The sequence below is a fragment of the Cupriavidus basilensis genome (genome assembly GCF_000832305.1).
GTDB classification, from domain to species: Bacteria; Pseudomonadota; Gammaproteobacteria; order Burkholderiales; family Burkholderiaceae; genus Cupriavidus; species Cupriavidus basilensis_F.
This window is the reverse complement of sequence record NZ_CP010536.1, coordinates 45,334-61,972: the sequence shown is the minus strand read 5'-3', so window position 1 is coordinate 61,972 and position 16,639 is coordinate 45,334. Positions and strand designations below refer to the sequence as shown.

Genomic DNA, 16,639 nt, shown 5'->3' with positions numbered 1-16,639 from the left:
CGCACCCAAACTGGGGTCCCACCCACGTTGATCCACTTGGTTACTACTCCTGGTTGTCCCGCCAATTGCTATGCGACGGCATCTACTGCAGCAAACGCAGCTTCATTGCTCCCATACTGCGTGACCAAGGGCCCCAGATCGTGAGTAGGATCATCAAAAATATGGGTCAGCTTTGCTCCTGAGTTCCCATACTTCGCAAGCGCTGTGGTGCCTGCTGCTGCTCCTTCGATGGCATCTCCAGCTGCGTTACGCACAGCACCGCCACTGCCACCCAGCCCGCCGCCCATGTCGCCGGCAATCGCCACCATCGGGCTGGTTAGCTGACCTTCCGGCGTCGCAAACCAGCTTGCAACGGCCGCCCCGAAGCTCGTCAGCTTGTCCTTCACACCGCTCCAGCACTTATGCATGGAACAGTTGTTCAGCGCTTCGTTCTGCGCCGCGCTGGCCGCCGCCAGTGGATCCTGACCGAATGCAGAGGCGATGCCGCTCCGATGAATGGCGCCAGGGCCGCAGATGATGCCCCGCCAATCGCACCATATCCAGCACCCGACGCGGGTGCCGGTGGAATTTTTTTTGCCCCAGACTCGGTTTTCGGCCGCGTGCAATCCAATTCCGTCAAAGAGCGGCACACCCATGAATATGTGCGATGGATCACAAGTTGACGCCATAGAACCCGAACTGGGGACCAGCGGCTACGCCGTCTTGCTCAGTTGGCGCATGGACGAAACATGGGAGTCGTGGGTGCGCGTTGGCAACACCATCTGCGGCCCAATCGAGACTTTCCCGCCCCCCGAGGCCGCCCTCGAAGCGGGCCGCACCTACAGGGAAGACTGGCTACAACGCCCTTAGAAACGACGAACTCGGCCGTAGCGGGGTTCTTTTTTTGCAGCGACTACTCAAGCAAGCCCATCTCTCCCCCTGCTTGACGCAATTCTTTCGGATGCGCTATTTGCTGTTTGTCGAGCAAGAAGGTTAATAGCTCGTACGCAACCCCATATTCGCCATAGTCCAAGTACTCGGACACATCCGCTTTATCACGGTCAGACAGGGCGGAGCCGACCTGATCCAGGGCATCGCGGAGTAGCTTCTCGATCTTCGCGTAACGGTTGATATCTGCGGTCACTTTGGATTCCTCGGGACGTTTGTGGGGAAAGCCGTGACGATTCCTCCTCCCTTGCTCGGCGGCTCAAGCACTACGCGAATGTCAATGCCGTCACGCGTGCCATCCTTAACGATTCTGCCATTGGACTGGACCGTGCTGGGAATAGACGGGTCAGTAGCAATGTCTGAAACGTCATTCATGATCTTCGATGGCGACCAGTCCTGTGGGAACACTGACTTACCCGGCGCTCCTGGCCACAAATGACCGCCACCAGTAGCATCCCCTTGCAGAATATGGGCGGCTCGTTCCGGCGATGCGAGGTTCACGTCGGTCGTGCCCCCCCCCACCTAGCGCATTAGACAGATCGCCCAATTGCGCAATTGCCGTAAGACCCACGCAAAGCGCCGGCGCCAGCATACACCCAGGGTTGCCCAGAATCGTTGGTCCCTGTGGACCGCTCGCCGGCGTGCCCGTCAACGTCGAACCCTGCAGCCCATTGTTCGGCGTCGCGATAGCATTGCCCTTGCTGTTCTGATTTTCCAGCGGGTTCGTAAGTGGATCGGTTTTCTGCGGCCCGTTGTTCGGTGTGCCGATGGGATCGTCGGTCACCAGCGGCATCGGCATCATCACCACACCAAATGGTGTCGGGACCGGCCGCGGCACGATCTTCACACTCAGCGAATTGTTCAGCGCCTCATTCTGCGCTGCCAGCGCCGCCGCAGTGGCATTCTGGCCAAGCACCGATGCAAGGCCACCACCCGCCAGCATCGCAATGGCCACCGTTGCTGCGTTGTACCCAAGGTTGTTGTAGCTTGTCGTCTGGGTGCCATTGCCGTTATCGACCACGGTCTGCGTGCCGTCGTACAGCCCATCCCGCACCAGCGGTGCCACAATGGCACTGGTCGCCCCGCCGATGGCACCGCCTGCACATTCGCCTCCCGTAGCTGCCGCCGCCGCACAGCCCAGCGCACTATGCGCCAGTACGTTGGCCACCTCGCTGCCCGGGGTTGCACCGGTGGATCCGATGCCAGGCAAACTGCGGCCCCCGGCAGGCAGCCGGGTGTGCCGGTGAAAGAAGCTACCTGCGATCAATGCTGCAGCTAAATCACACAGCTGTTAGTTGCCCACCTCCCTTGCTGAGGGCTATGCTCAAGGCCATGTACGAAACGACACACAAAATGAGCATGAGCAACAAGCAACTTGACGAAACAAGCAAATACTTGAGCTACGTCCTACGCCACGAACCTCAATCCATTGGAATACAGTTAGATACTGAGGGCTGGGCTAATATCGATGACCTACTTGCGGGGGCAACTAGAGACGGTCGCATTATTGATCGAGACATGCTCCAAACAATAGTGGCGACCAGCGACAAGAAGCGGTTTGCCATCTCTGACGATGGTCAGCGTATCCGCGCAGTTCAGGGGCATTCCACTGCAAGCGTAAGCCGCGAGCACTGCGAGAAGGTGCCACCCGAATTGCTCTACCACGGCACGGCGACGCGCTTCCTGGGATCCATTCGCGAACAGGGACTTATGGCAGGGTCACGTCACCATGTGCACTTGTCGCAGGACAAACAGACGGCCGCCGCCGTCGGACAACGCTATGGCAAACCTATCGTGCTAGAGATTGAAGCCCTGCATATGCATCAACAGGGTTTCAAATTCTCTCAGGCCGAAAACGGAGTCTGGTTGACAGATCACGTCCCGTTTTGCTTCATCCGCGAATAGCGGCTATTCATTGTCAGTCCGCTCCCTCTTGTAGCGGGCTGACTCTTTCTCTGCCGTCGCAAGCCACACAGCGAAGTTGGCACAGGTGCGGTCCCATGGGGATCTGGTTGGCTCTGAGTAATCATAAATACAGACCTTTGGATTCGCTGATCTATCGTTGCCGTCAAAACTAGCCACCACGACCCACCCATCGTTGTAGTGGCCAGTTTGGTCATTCACCATGGCAAAAGGAACAAGAGGCGAACCGGGAAATTTCTGAAGCATTGCCCCATAGTAAGAAAGCGTAGCCCCCATGTCTTGGGAGAGGAAGAACCAAGGCTCTATGTCGGGTAATGTATTCTCGTTAACCAAGCGCCGACAGTCATCCGGTAGTCGAAAGCCGTCAGGTAGAAGCGGGCCATCGTAAAGAAACTGCCTCATTATCTCTTTCCCCCAGTGATACGCGGTGGCTGAGTTGCCCCTTGTGAATTACTAGCCCAAAATCCGCCAGATTTTTTGTTAATGCGGCCGGTGATGGCCTCACCCCACGTGCCATCCACGAGCCTGTTGTACCTCTGGCGTTCATGGCTTCACTACCGCAATTCTGACGGCCACGCCTTTTCCTCGTACACAAGACGCTATGCCTGGCCAACGGAGGCGGCGATTCGATAGCCGACAGGGCTGACTCTCTATCGCGATCAGATTGGATGCTGCCGAGATGGGCGGCTAGGAAGGGGGGCGGGCCGAGCATGCCATCAAGGCTTGGTGCTCACCCGCGTGCAGACCCGCATCGGTGCGGCGCGTCAAGGTAGATGTCGCCTCATTCATGCAGCCAAACGCTGGTTTTCGGCGCCTGGCTTGATACCGGTGGGCACGGCAATCTCGCGCTCCGGATTGAGCGTGACCGTATCACCGGGACGCACATAATGCATTTCCGCACCCAAAACAGTTCCCTTTCCCCTCCTTTTAAGCACCCTTCTAGTACGCCAACCGTTCCTTGACTAAAACTTAACTGCCTCGACCTCGATTCGAGAATTTTTGCATTCTAAAGTATCTCGTCTACCCTTCCATGGCCGATCAATCTGGCATTCTCGCGAACCTCGAATTCGTCTCCGACTTTTATTTTGTCTGAGAAGAACTGCCAGCTTGCAAAGCTGATTTTTGTCTTTAGTTTTTCGCCCGGAAAGTGAAAATCGTTGTCCTCATAGGAATGTATTCCACTTGCTAGGTAGTCAACGGCCGCGAACTTGTGATGCGGAGCATACCCGTTGCGCACGCCCACCGTCTTTGGTCTTTCCACATTCTCCAAAATCACGAAGGTTGCCAGGATGTGATGCATCAATTTCTCTCAAAAGGCATGCCCAACATCTTTGAGCAATGAATTGAACAGCTCCATTTTTGCCTTCTCCTCAACCGAAAGGACGCCACTCTTGAGTGTGTGGATTCCCGGGATACCGGCGTTGAAAATTCCAGCCAACGCCACTCACGACTTCATCACTTCAGAAACTACGAACCTGCCTCGACTCCCTCAGGTACGTGTCAAACGCATTTTTGCCCGCCTCCAAATGCAGTCTGTCACATACAGGACATCGGTAGACGGTGATACTTACTTCATCAATCATGCCGTAAAACACCTCCCCACTTGGCCCTGCTCCGCTGTCGAGCCCGCCTGCTATCTCACCCACGCGTGCATCGGCACCAATCGCCGCTCAAATTCCGACCGAATTCCCGACAAATTCAACACGGCTTCACATGTGCAAGCGAATTTTGGCATTCTTATCTTCCTGAGGCCGATTGGCCAGTTTCGCTTAAAAAACTGAGGTTCTCGCGTTTCCCGAACTCTAGAATTGGAGCAGTCGGATCAAGTGTTAAGTTCCAAAAAATTACAACGACCCCCAGGATGGCGGCCTTCTGGCCATTTATGAATCATGAAATTTAGATGCGATGTATCCTAAAATCCTAAAATCCTAAAATCCTAAAATCCTAAAATCCTAAAATCCTGTAAATCCATCCATCCCACGTACGCAGAAAGTTCATCACCCTTCAGAAAGCCAATCGCCTCGAAAAATTCTGGCACAAGATGAAATACGAGTGGCCAGCCTTCACGGCTCGCGACACCAAAACCTTTGAATCTGATGCCGATGTCATCCCTCATGAACTCAAGGAGGACTATAGACTAGCTTTTTTGAAAAATTACTTATATCTACAAGTCTATTTCATAAGTAAATTTATCGACAAAACCGAATCTTTCATCTTGAATTTTCACTCTTTCCAAAACATCAACAATATTACAATATGATTTACCCATAGATATTTTCGAGGCACTTGCATTAGTCCAATTTAAACAAAGAGGCCTCTCCACACTGGAACTAAGAAGATCCCATAAAGCATCCAAGTTATAACCGTAAAATGACTCAACACCAAGAGCGGAGGCCAGCTCACGATGAAAATCCATTTCGCTTTTCACCGCCACTCCATTTATCTTGATTTGCATCGCGCACCTCACTTCCAATTCCCGATTTTCATCACCGTCTTATAATGGTCAGCGGTAATATATAACAAGCCGTCACTAGAATACAACAGCCTTGTGCCAAGCTGATTGCTACGAGACATGGTATTACTCACCCCAATATCTGCCTCGTACCAAATCCGACCGGAAGCGGACGGCAGCACGTTCGTTGAATTTGCGAACACGTCCCCTCCTAATTGCCCACCAGCCACACTATTGTTCAGCGCTTTTCCTGGTTGCCACCCTTGCAGAGCCGCTTCCGCTTTCGTAACATAATTGCCCGGAAGTTGACCAGTTGCACGAAGACTATCCACAACGTCATTGGCTGCCTGGGTTGTTTTAAAATCAAGCTTCAATCCTGCGTATGTAGAGGCGTTCGCTGTCCCTTCGGCCGTTACAACTGCACCATTTTTGACCACCGCCCCCCGAGCCGCCACAAACTCACTCAGCTTGCCATAAGCTACCCCGGCTACTGGAAGTACGCCAGCAATGCCCATCAGCCAGCGCTCCGCCGTGCCCAGCGGCTGACCGCTCAGACCTTGACCCGTGACCGCCTGGTAAAGCGCTGCCGGCGTGCCGTACAGCGGCAGCAGGCTCGTCAACATGTCACCCAGCTTCAGCGCCTGCTCTGGTGTCAGATTGTTCATCCGCGCCAGCGTCGCCGCCGCTTCCACCTGCCGTACCTGGGTATCGATGCGCTGGAAGTCCTCCTGCGTACACGCCGCCCCGCACTGCGCCATCAACCGCGCATTTTCACGGGCGGCGATCCCGCGCGCCGGCCCCTGCGAGGTGGCATTGTTCAGCGACTCATTCTGTGCCGCCAGCGCGGCCGAAGTCGCATCGGTGCCCAGCATTACACCGGTCACCCCGCCGACCAGCGTCGCCAGCCCGACCGTAATCGCCTGGCGGACCTTGTCATCGCTGTAATTCAGCACCGGACTATCGGCATAGACCTGGTCGCGAATCAGCGGCGCCGCAATCGCGCTCGCCGCCCCACCAACCGCACCACCCGCGCAATCCCCGCCCGTCAGGCTCTGCGCAGCACATCCAAGCAGCGCGTGACTAGCCGCGTTGGCCAGGATCGTGCCGGTATCCGCGCCGACCGCGCCGATGCCCGGTAGCGTCACGCCAATGGCGTTGGCTCCAACCGCCGCCGCATCCCGCACCAGCCCGTTCGCGAAGGCTTGCCCAAAGCTGCCGCCGTAGGCCACCGTATTGACCCCGGCGCTGATGGCGGAGCGCACCACGCTCGCCTGGATATAGTTGCCAAGGTTGGACTGAACGGCATCCCAACTGCCCTTGGCAATGTTGTCGCCAATGCTGGTGACGCCCGCATTGCTCACGCCCAGCGCGCCCATTGCACCCTGCGTGAGGCCTGCCGTCACCCCCGAGACAACGCCCGCCTTGAGCGCTGCGCCCATGTTCAGCGAGCCTGTCAGTATCAGTTGGCTCACCATGCTGGAGAGCGTGCCGGCGATCAGCCCCGACACACCTACTGATATCGCCAAGCCGATGCCGGTGGCCGCAAACGCTGCGCCGGCGACGGCCGTGGCGCCCATCACGGCGGAGTATGCCGCGCCCACAATTGCCGCCCCAGCCCCCGCCGTCACGATAGAAATCGCCACCGCCGCCACCATCGCCACCACCATGCCGATGGGGCCGAACCCGCCCTTCTTCTCCTTAATAAACTGCGTATGAATATCGTCAGCGACCGTACCCTCGGTGTAGTTCAACCCCAGGTTGGCCTTCAACTGGTTCACCAGCGCCACGGTGGCGGCCTCGTCGACCGTACCGTCGGCGTTGCGGACCAGGAACGCGTCGTTGACCGCGTGGATGCGGTCGGCCTCGATGTTCATGCGCATCGCGCTCATGAACCCGCCGGGCTGCACCACCGTGCCGGTGATCACGTTCCAGCCGCCCTGCGCCTTGTAGGCCGAGGTGCCGATGTCCACCACGTTGGGGCCGGCGTCGATGCTGCCGGCTTTTACGTTGAGCGTGTCGGCGGCGGTGATGGCGCCGCTGTTGCGCAGTTGCCCGGCGATGTCCAGGCTCACGTTGTCGCCGGCGATGGTGCCGCCGGTCGGCTTGGTGAGCGCCTGCGCGTAGCCTTCGGGCAGGTACACCTGCGGCACCAGCGCGTTCACCGTGGGGCATGCGGTGCTGGCTACGGTGTTGCAGCTCGGGTCGGGCACGGCTTGCTGCACGTACCAGAGCAGGGGCTTGTCGAGCTCGTTGATCTGCGTCTGCGTCAGCGCCGTGCCCAGCGCGATGTGGTGCGCCTTGGCGTAGTCCGCCGCGTTCTTGTAGAGGCTCAGCTTTTCCTGGTCGGTGACCGAGAGCTGGTTCTGGCTGTCCCAGGCCAGGCCACTCACGAAGCTGGCTTGGCCGGTCTGTTGCAGCGCGGCTTGCTGCAGCTTTTGTCCTTCGGTGTAGGGGTCGTAGTAGAAGCTGACCTTGCCCGGGCGCAGCTCGGCCGGCAGTTGCGCGAGCAGGCTGTCGGGCGTGATGCCGGCCAGCACGGCGGTGGCCGGGCTGTTGTTCAGGTATTGCGCGCGGTCCGTGGTGCCGTTGGGCGCGGTGACCGGGTTGCCGCCGAGCTTGGCGCTGAAGTGCCAGTCGATGGTCTGGCTGCTGCCGGTGGTGGGCGCCGCCGGCGTGGCCACGATGACCGGGTTGAACTGCCAGGGGGTGGTCGGGTTGTTCACCGGCTTGGCGGCCGGTACCGCGCCGCCGGGCGTGACCACCGGGCCCAGCGGGATGACTTGCTGCGCGCCGGTTGCGGGTGGCGTGGGTTGCGTGGGGCTGGTGTAGCCGTCGCGTTCAGCCCGAACGCTCCCGCCAAGGCACCGCCGGCCAGCATCGCGATTGCCGCCGTCGCAGCGTTGTAGACCCGGTTGTCATAGCTCGTCGTTACGGTCTACGTGCCGTCCCCATTGTCGACCGTCGTCACGCTCTGGGTGCCGTCGTACAGCCCGTCACGCACCAGCGGTGCCACGACTGCCGAGGTCGCCCCGCGAATGGCATCACCCGCACAATCAACTCCAGTCGCAGCGGCCGCCCCGCCCCCCTGTGCCGCTTGTCTTTATGACGCTACAAGCGTTCCGTCGTCTTCGACCCAGATAACTCCAGGTATGCTGTAAAAGTAGGTCACAAGGTCCAGATCGTTTTCGTTATGCGCGTGCTGCGGCCATTGGGCACGAAGCTGCCTCACAATCGCTTCCGGAGGCTCGTGCCACTGGGCTTCATCATCATGAATCGTAAATCGTGGATGTGGGTTACCGGGCGACGTATAGCAGTCTGCTCCAGGAGCAATAAACTTGATTTTCCCCGTTCTTAGCAATTGCTCGATCAACCAAAAGAATACCGTCTTGTGTTCCTCAAACGAGAGAGTTGGGTTCCATGCACTGATCGCGCTAAACAGGCCTGTGATCCATAGGCCAAATGAATCTCGAACGATTTCATCAATGTGTTCAATATGTCTCATGGATTGCCTCCCTTGAGGAACTTAATCTCGGGATTGTATGTTGTGCCCACGGCCCCCTTCGGTATATCAATGGTCCATGCTGACCCCGTCTGCCCAGACGATGAGGAAAAATCTCTCAGCGTAAAGTTCCCACTCGGTGTATTGACTACATAGATCGTCCCCTTCCCTGGGATCGTCCGAGCAACTGGCAGCTCCGTTGCGCCGGTCAGGCTCATAAAATACTGGTGAACCTGGGAATCGGTCGCGCCAGAGAAGATAGCAGCATTGCCCGTGCTCGGTAGCTCTGTAAATGCTGCTTTGCCTATCTGGATGGTGCCAGGCGCACTCGACGAGAAGATATTCGACGCCTGCTGCAAAGCTGACGAAGTGCTTGTGGCAGCGCTTGGGACTTGGGCGCTGTGGTCAATGTCCCTTGCAGCAGTAATTGAACTAGAAGCGGAGCCTTTGGGCAGCGCCGTTTCTGCTACATCGGCCGCAGCAGCGCCACCCCGCAGAATGCGCGTCAGCAGCCCGACACCCGATGCAATGGTCAGCCCGGCATCCACCGCCGTTCCCAGCATAGCGCGATTCAGATCCCGACTAGTCGAGTCATTGACCATCCCAATCTGACGGTCATACTCGACGAGACTGGCTTGCGCACTATCCCTGCAGGCACCCTGGCAATTCGGGTTGGCGAGCAGTCCTTGAACCTGAGTCCGGTCGTTCTGTAGGTTAAGGGCAAGCAACGTACGCTGATTCGGATCGCTCACCTTTTGAACAAAGTCCGCGGTCTGAGCATTGCTTTTCAGACGGAACTCGGCAGTGACAGCAGACTCGCACATCGCGTTACCGCCACAATCGGCCAGCCTGGCGCTCTTTTCGGAGACCAGCTTCGTCGATAGCGCATTGTTGAGGACTTCATTCTGCGCAGCGCTTGCGGCCGACGTCGCGTTCGTCCCCAGCAGGGCGCCCGCCGCGCCGCCAACCAGTGTGGCCAGCGCAGCAATGGCTGCGTTCGATGCCGTGTCGTTATATTGAGTAGTCCGCGTGCCATCCGGGTTTTCAACGACGGTCTGGTTTCCACCATAGATTGCATCCCGGATGAGGGGAGCCGCAATCGCACTGGCCGCGCCACCAACCGCACCGCCTGCGCAATCCCCGCCCGTCAGGCTCTGCGCAGCACATCCAAGCAGCGCGTGACTAGCCGCGTTGGCCAGAATCGTTCCGGGGTTCGCCCCGTCGGTTCCGATGCCCGGCAGTGTCACCCCGATGGCGTTGGCACCAACCGCCGCCGCATCCCGCACCAGCCCGTTCGCGAAGGCTTGCCCGAAGCTGCCGCCATAAGCGATCGTGTTGACCCCGGCGCTAATCGCTGAGCGCACCAGGCTTGCTCCGACGTAATTTCCGAGGCCGGACTGGACTGCTCCCCAGTTGCCCACACTAATACTGTCACCAATGCTGCTGACGCCGGCGCCTCCCAGATTCAACCCGGCCAAGGCGCCTTGTGTCAGGCCCGCCGTGACGGCCGATATGACTCCGGCCTTCAACGCCGTCCCCATGTTGATCGAGCCCGTCAGGATGGCTTGGCTCGCCATACTCGACAGCATGCCGGCCATCATGACCGCCATCAGCGAGGCCCCAGCTCCCGCAGTGACGATGGAGATCGCCACCGAGGCCACGATCGCTACGATCTGGCCCAGGACCCCGAACCCCTTCTTCTCCTTAATAAACTGCGTATGAATATCGTCAGCAACCGTGCCCTCGGTGTAGTTCAACCCCAGGTTGGCCTTCAGCTGGTTCACCAGCGCCACGGTGGCGGCTTCGTCGACCGTGCCGTCGGCGTTGCGGATCAGGAACGCGTCGTTGACCGCGTGGATGCTGTCGGCCTCGATGTTCATGCGCATGGCGCTCATGAACCCGCCGGGCTGCACCACCGTGCCGGTGATCACGTTCCAGCCGCTCTGCGCTTTGTACGCCGAGGTGCCGATGTCCACCACATTGGGGCCGGCGTCGATGCTGCCGGCTTTTACGTTGAGCGTGTCGGCGGCGGTGATGGCGCCGCTGTTGCGCAGTTGGCCCGCGATGTCCAGGCTCACGTTGTCGCCGGCGATGGTGCCGCCGGTCGGCTTGGTGAGCGCCTGTGCGTAGCCTTCGGGCAGGTACACCTGCGGCACCAGCGCGTTCACCGTGGGGCATGCGGTGCTGGCTACGGTGTTGCAGCTCGGGTCGGGCACGGCTTGCTGCACGTACCAGAGCAGGGGCTTGTCGAGCTCGTTGACCTGCGTCTGGGTCAGCGCCGTGCCCAGCGCGATGTGGTGCGCCTTGGCGTAGTCCGCGGCGTTCTTGTAGAGGCTCAGCTTTTCCTGGTCGGTGACCGAGAGCTGGTTCTGGCTGTCCCAGGCCAGGCCACTCACGAAGCTGGCTTGGCCGGTCTGTTGCAGCGCGGCTTGCTGCAGCTTTTGTCCTTCGGTGTAGGGGTCGTAGTAGAAGCTGACCTTGCCCGGGCGCAGCTCGGCCGGCAGTTGCGCGAGCAGGCTGTCGGGCGTGATGCCGGCCAGCACGGCGGTGGCCGGGCTGTTGTTCAGGTATTGCGCGCGGTCCGTGGTGCCGTTGGGCGCGGTGACCGGGTTGCCGCCGAGCTTGGCGCTGAAGTGCCAGTCGATGGTCTGGCTGCTGCCGGTGGTGGGCGCCGCCGGCGTGGCCACGATGACCGGGTTGAACTGCCAGGGGGTGGTCGGGTTGTTCACCGGCTTGGCGGCCGGTACCGCGCCGCCGGGCGTGACCACCGGGCCCAGCGGGATGACTTGCTGCGCGCCGGTTGCGGGTGGCGTGGGTTGCGTGGGGCTGGTGTAGCCGTTCACCAGGGCGGCTCCCGTCAGGTCGACGGTGCTGCCCATCAGGTTGCCGGTGTTGAGCACCTGGCCGCCGGCCGTCACCGACAGCGCGTTGCCGGCCTGGATGCCGGACTCCAGGCTGCCGAGCGTGGCGCGCCCGCCGGTGTCGTGCCAGCGGTCGCCGCCGCTGCGGTCTTCCTGCCAGCGCCCCACCCAGTCGGCGTTGAGCGGGATGCTGCTGTTGTCGATGCTGCCGGCCATGCCGACCGTGACGTTGCGCCCGCCGGTGATGAGCGCGCCCTTGTTGGTCAGGTTGGTGCCGGACAGCTGCACATCGCGCGCGGCGGAGATGACGCCGGCCGGGCCGGCGGCGGCGTCCTCGCTCGCCGCGCACTGGCTGTTGCCATAGGTGCCACCGGGATTGCAGCCGCCGGCGTAGGGCGGGTTCTGGCCGCCGTAGCTCTTGTGCAACCGCGCTGGATCCATGGTGGTGTTGACCAGCGTCGGCGCGGTGATCGATACATCGCCCGTCAGTGACTGAATGGCGCCGGAGCGGTTGGTCACGCTGCTGGTGGCGTTCAGGCTCACATCGCCCTGCGCGGCCAGCGTGGCGTTCAGGTTCTGGATGTTGGCCGCGCTGATCGTGAGCGTCTGGCCGGCCGCCACCGTGCTGGGCGTCTGTTGCCAGGCGAGGGCATCCACGCGGGGATTGCTGTCGCCCGGGCAGTCCGGCGCGCCCGCCACGCAGCCGGGCGTTGTGGTGATCTTGCTGTCGTAGACGCCCTGGTTGGTGAACGTGCCCGGCGTCTTGATGGCGACCTTGCCCGCTGCGGCCAGGTCGCCGGCATTGGTCAGGTCGCCGGTGCCGGTGAGCGTCAGGTTGCCGCCGGCGCTGATCTGGCCGGCTTTGCCGAGCTGGTAGCTGGTCGTTACCTGGCTGGGCGCGGCCGCAGCCGCGCCAGTGGCAGTCTTGCCTTGCGCGACCGGCGACCATGGCGGCGGCGCGGAGCAGCTGTCGCAGGCACTCATGCTCGGCGGCACGCCATAGACCAGCGGTCCCGGTCCGTAGATGTCGGTATTGCCCGTTGTGAGTGCCGCGAGCCGCGCCATGAAGGCCGAGAGCTCGCCCTGGTTCACCGAATCCCCGGTACTGTTGACCAGCGTTGCAGAACGGCTGTTGTCCAGGCTGCCAACGTTGAGCGTCGCGTTCTTGCCGGCCGAGATGATGCCGCCCTTGTTCGAGAGCGAGGCCGCGTTGATGTCGAGGTTGCCGCCACTGATGATCTGGCCGGCGGTCCCGTCGGCCTGCCGCACCACCGTATGGTCGACGGTGGGCATGCCAAGATTGAGGGTGCTTTCGGGCGTCAGCAGGAACACTGGCACGCGATCGCGGCCCACGGTGCCGGGGATCAGGTGCCACAGGTTTTGTCCGAATTGCTGGTCCCCGTTCGAGGGAATGATTTCTGCGCCACGAACCAGCAACACGGAGCCGTCGGGATTGCGCGTGACGTCGGCCAGCGTGATGTTGGATATTGCGCCTGGTACATAGGCAGGGCAGCTGTCGCAGGCTCCCCCTTGCAACCAGCGCGAATAGCTGCCGATGATGGTCGCGTTGAGCAGACTGTCGTTGACCACCTTGGTGGTGGAACTGCCCGCATCAACCGGCGCGGTGCGGTCATTGATGACCGCGCCTGCGGCGATATGCAAGTTGCCCTTGGCGCCGATCACGCTGCCGATGTTGTTGAGCGTGCCGGAGATATCGACCTTGATGTCGCCGCCGGCCTGGGTGGTGCCGCCACGGTTGTCGTAGTCGCCGCCAGTCACGGTCAGGTTGCCCAATGCCTCGGCAGTGCCGCTATTCGACACATTGCCGGCCAGCGCCAGATCGCCGTTGGCGTGGATGGTCCCGGTGTTCGACAGCGTGCCCGCGGACAGCGACAGATGGCTGCCGCCCACGATCTGCCCGCTGTTGGTCAACGTGCCGCCGGTGGCCAGTGTCAGGTCGCCGGATTTCTGGATCGTGCCGGTATTGGTGATGCCCTGGCTGGCGTTGAGCACCACGTTGGCGCCCGGCACGTTCCACGTGCCGGTGTTGTTGATGGCCAGCGCGGCAAGCGTCAGGGTGGCGTTGGCGTTCAGCGTGCCGGTGGTGGCCGCCGATGGGTCGAACACCTGGTTCGGCGTATTGACCGTCAGGTTGTTGCCCGCCAGGATCTGGCCCGCCGCGTTGTTGAAGCTCCCGTTGCCGCCCGTGATGCTCAGCGTCAGGTCGCCTACCGTGGGCGCGTGTCCGGTGAGATCGCCGGCGAAGAGGGTGCCACCCTGGTTGCTGGCGAGCGCGCCAGCAGTGACGACGAGATGCTTGGCGCCTGCGATCAGGCCCTGGGCGTTGTCCAGGGCGTTCGCCGCCGTGACGTTGACGGTCTGGCCGCCCACGGTGCCGCGGTTGACCAGGGTGGCGGCCGTCAGGCTGACCTGGTTGCCCGCGAGCGTCCCGGCGTTGCTCACGGCGCCGCCGTTGATCGTGAGCTGCTGCGTGGCGATCGTTGCCCCGCTGTTGGCAACGGACTGGCCGCCCAGCGTCATGTTGGCGGCCGTGGTGTCGCCGGTCAGGGCGAGGCTGCGGGTGGCCGACGCGTCGAGCGTGCCTGCGACGGCATTGCCCCCGGCTGTGCCGGGACTCGCCGCCGAACCCACCTGGATGTCCGTGCCCCGCAACGTCGCGTTGCCGCCCACCCAGGTGAGTTGCCCCGCGTTGAGCGTCTGCCCGGCCGTGGCCGCCAGATCGCCGCCGCTCAGCACGCGGCCGCCCAGGGTGAGGTTCTGCCCCGCCTGCACGGTGGCGCTGCCCACGCTGGAGAGCGCCCCGCTCACCGTGGCCGAGCCGGCCGCGGCCTGGATCGTGGCGTTGCCGCCGCTGGCCACGCTGCCGGCCACGTTGGCGTTCTGCCCCGCCGTGATGGCGGCGTCGCCATCGCTGGTCAGCGCGCCGTGGATCGCGGCGCTGCCGGCGGTGGCGGTGATGGTGGTCTTGCCCGCGCTCTGGGCCTGGCCGCCCACCGTGACGTTCTGCGCGGCGGTGAGCGCGAGGCTGGCGTTGCTGCCGATCTGCCCGCTGGTGGTGATGCTCCCGCTGCGGGCGGTGACGCCAACCGGGCCGGTGGCGAGCACCTGGCCGCCGAGATTGGCATCGACTCCCGCAGTGACGGCAAGCGTGCCGGGCGACACGACGTTGCCGGCGGTGGTGACGTTGCCGGTGACGCCGGTGAGCGACACATTGCCGCCGGTGCTGCCCGCCATGCCGTTGATGGTGAGATGGCGTTGGGTGGACAAGTCCAGATCGGAAGCGGAAACCGCGCTGCCGTCGATGGTGGTGTCGCGCGCCGCGTCCAGCTGGATCGTGCCCGGCGAGGTGACATCGCCGCGCAAATGGATATCGCCACGGCCATCGTTGCCCGCCGCCGAGATGGCGATCCGCGATCCACTGACCGCGCCGCCCACATCCACGCTGGCGCCGGCGGCCAGGGTCACGGCATCCTGCGCCTGGATGCCACCGGCACCGTGGATCGAGCCGCCTGCCGACACCGCCACGGCCTTGCCCGCGCGCAGCGTGCCGCCCAGTGTGGCGTCCTGCCCGGCGTTGAGGGTGTATCCGGCCTCGCTGTGGCCATCGCCAGACGCCACCACGGCGCCAGCGGCTTGGAGCGCGACCGCCTGCTTGGCGTAGGTGCCGGCAACCTTAAGGTTGCCGGCGGAATCGAGCGTCAGGTTGTTGGCCGACGCGGCGAGATTGCCATCGGCGCGCACGCCCAGGCCTGCGGCGGTGCTCACGATGTGGATCTGGCCGGCGGTCATGGCGCCGAAAGCGGTGGCGTCGATTGCCAGGCCGCTGGCGGCGCTGGTGTTGCTGGCCGCGTTGTTTGCACCGGTGGCCGTGGTGGCAAAGGCGCCGCCGGATGGCGTAGCAGAGGGTGTAGCGATGGGCGTGACCAGCTGCCGCCCGGCTACCAGGTTGATCTGGTTGCCCGCATACAGCGCCGCATCGACGCCGATCGACTCGGCGATCAGGTTGATGTTGCCGACCGTGCCCTCGATGCCCACGCCGTTGGCGTTCCCCGGCGACGGGTTGGCGATCTGAACACGCCCGCCCTGCACGAGGAAGCCGGCAGCGGTGGCGGCATCGAAGCTGGTGGCGGCCCCGGTGCCCGACAGGAACTGCGGCACGCCCGTGGTGAGCGTGACCTGGGTGGTGTTGGTAAAGCTCGCCCCCCGGGTATAGACCCCGCCGGGCGCGGCGATCACAACCCCGGCCGGGGCGCCGAACACTTCGATGGTGCCGTTGACCTGGGCGGGCGTCTGGCTGGTCACCTGGTTGATGATCAGACCCGCAGGGCCGGAGGCGGCCAGGTTGGCGTTGGCGCCAACCTGGCCGCCGAGGAACGTGCCGCCGCCGGTGGTGCTGTTGTTGAGGATCAGGCCGATCGGATCGACCACGAAGGCGCGGTACTGGTTGAGCGAGATACCCGCCGCGTTGGGCGTGGTGATGCCCACCACCGGCACGCCGCCCGCCGGCGCGCCGGGTCCGCTGGTGGTGCCGATCGACGGGGTGAAGCGCACGGGCGCGTTCGGGTCGGTGACCGGCGCGGCATGGGCCGCCGCAGGGCCAAAGCTGAGCGTCACCGGCAGGTGCGCGAGCGCCCAGCGCATCAGGCTTTGCCGCGCGGCGCCGGACTGCATCGCAATACTTGCCGGATCCGAGGCGCCCGCCGCCAACGCCCCTGCCGCCTGCCGGGCTTGCTGCAAGGACACCTGCAGCGGCGCCAGCCAGGTCGTGATGGCCACCACGCCAGCCAGCGCACGCACCCACACGCGGCGACGGCCACGCTCGGCCATGGACAGGCCGGGCGACGAATCAGGCAACGAATCGGGCGATGCATCGGGCGACGGATCGGGTTGTGCGTTGTCCTGAGGCAGAGCGGCTTGTTTCACGCGGTACATGGTGCTTCCTGGCAGTGCGTCGAG

Annotated in this window: 11 protein-coding genes; 2 read left to right on the top strand and 9 right to left on the bottom strand. The window is 62.4% G+C overall.

What is annotated here, in order from left to right; all coding sequences use genetic code 11:
• Positions 1 to 68 precede the first annotated feature (68 nt).
• From RR42_RS38210 to RR42_RS39410, 4 genes are all read right to left on the bottom strand, one after another.
• Complete coding sequence (locus RR42_RS38210) at positions 69 to 635, bottom strand: hypothetical protein (RefSeq protein ID WP_052494388.1); 567 nt, start codon at positions 633 to 635, stop codon at positions 69 to 71.
• Between the two features lie 257 nt (positions 636 to 892).
• Complete coding sequence (locus RR42_RS00180) at positions 893 to 1,123, bottom strand: hypothetical protein (RefSeq protein WP_043342655.1); 231 nt, start codon at positions 1,121 to 1,123, stop codon at positions 893 to 895.
• On the bottom strand, positions 1,120 to 1,302 hold the full coding sequence (locus RR42_RS41665; RefSeq protein WP_419188868.1) for a hypothetical protein: 183 nt from the start codon (positions 1,300 to 1,302) through the stop codon (positions 1,120 to 1,122). The genes RR42_RS00180 and RR42_RS41665 overlap by 4 nt, the downstream gene beginning before the upstream one ends.
• Positions 1,303 to 1,339: 37 nt before the next feature.
• A complete protein-coding gene (locus RR42_RS39410; RefSeq protein ID WP_144409715.1) occupies positions 1,340 to 2,095 on the bottom strand; it encodes a hypothetical protein in 756 nt (251 codons plus the stop codon).
• A 191-nt stretch (positions 2,096 to 2,286) separates the two neighbouring features.
• Between RR42_RS39410 and RR42_RS00170 the strand changes: the two genes are divergently transcribed.
• Positions 2,287 to 2,832, top strand: coding sequence for an RNA 2'-phosphotransferase (locus RR42_RS00170; RefSeq protein ID WP_043351085.1), 546 nt, complete (start codon positions 2,287 to 2,289; stop codon positions 2,830 to 2,832).
• A gap of 1,024 nt (positions 2,833 to 3,856) precedes the next feature.
• On the opposite strand, the gene RR42_RS00165 is transcribed toward RR42_RS00170, so the two are convergent.
• A complete protein-coding gene (locus tag RR42_RS00165; RefSeq protein WP_043342651.1) occupies positions 3,857 to 4,150 on the bottom strand; it encodes a hypothetical protein in 294 nt (97 codons plus the stop codon).
• Positions 4,151 to 4,193: 43 nt separating this feature from the next.
• Between RR42_RS00165 and RR42_RS39405 the strand changes: the two genes are divergently transcribed.
• A complete protein-coding gene (locus RR42_RS39405; protein WP_144409714.1) occupies positions 4,194 to 4,631 on the top strand; it encodes a hypothetical protein in 438 nt (145 codons plus the stop codon).
• A gap of 383 nt (positions 4,632 to 5,014) precedes the next feature.
• Here RR42_RS39405 and RR42_RS38190 read toward each other — a convergent pair whose 3' ends face one another.
• The 4 genes from RR42_RS38190 to RR42_RS00150 all read right to left on the bottom strand — a co-directional run bounded on the left by RR42_RS38190 (position 5,015) and on the right by RR42_RS00150 (position 16,615).
• Positions 5,015 to 5,305 (bottom strand): barstar family protein, encoded by a 291-nt coding sequence (locus tag RR42_RS38190; RefSeq protein ID WP_082054768.1) that lies wholly within the window; start codon positions 5,303 to 5,305, stop codon positions 5,015 to 5,017.
• An 8-nt stretch (positions 5,306 to 5,313) separates the two neighbouring features.
• A complete protein-coding gene (locus RR42_RS39400) occupies positions 5,314 to 8,025 on the bottom strand; it encodes a DUF637 domain-containing protein (protein WP_236701948.1) in 2,712 nt (903 codons plus the stop codon).
• A 377-nt stretch (positions 8,026 to 8,402) separates the two neighbouring features.
• Complete coding sequence (locus RR42_RS38175) at positions 8,403 to 8,804, bottom strand: hypothetical protein (protein WP_082054767.1); 402 nt, start codon at positions 8,802 to 8,804, stop codon at positions 8,403 to 8,405.
• Positions 8,801 to 16,615 carry a filamentous hemagglutinin N-terminal domain-containing protein gene (locus RR42_RS00150; protein WP_082054766.1) on the bottom strand — a complete coding sequence of 2,605 codons (7,815 nt, stop codon included), beginning with the start codon at positions 16,613 to 16,615 and terminating at the stop codon, positions 8,801 to 8,803. The genes RR42_RS38175 and RR42_RS00150 overlap by 4 nt, the downstream gene beginning before the upstream one ends.
• Positions 16,616 to 16,639 lie beyond the last annotated feature (24 nt).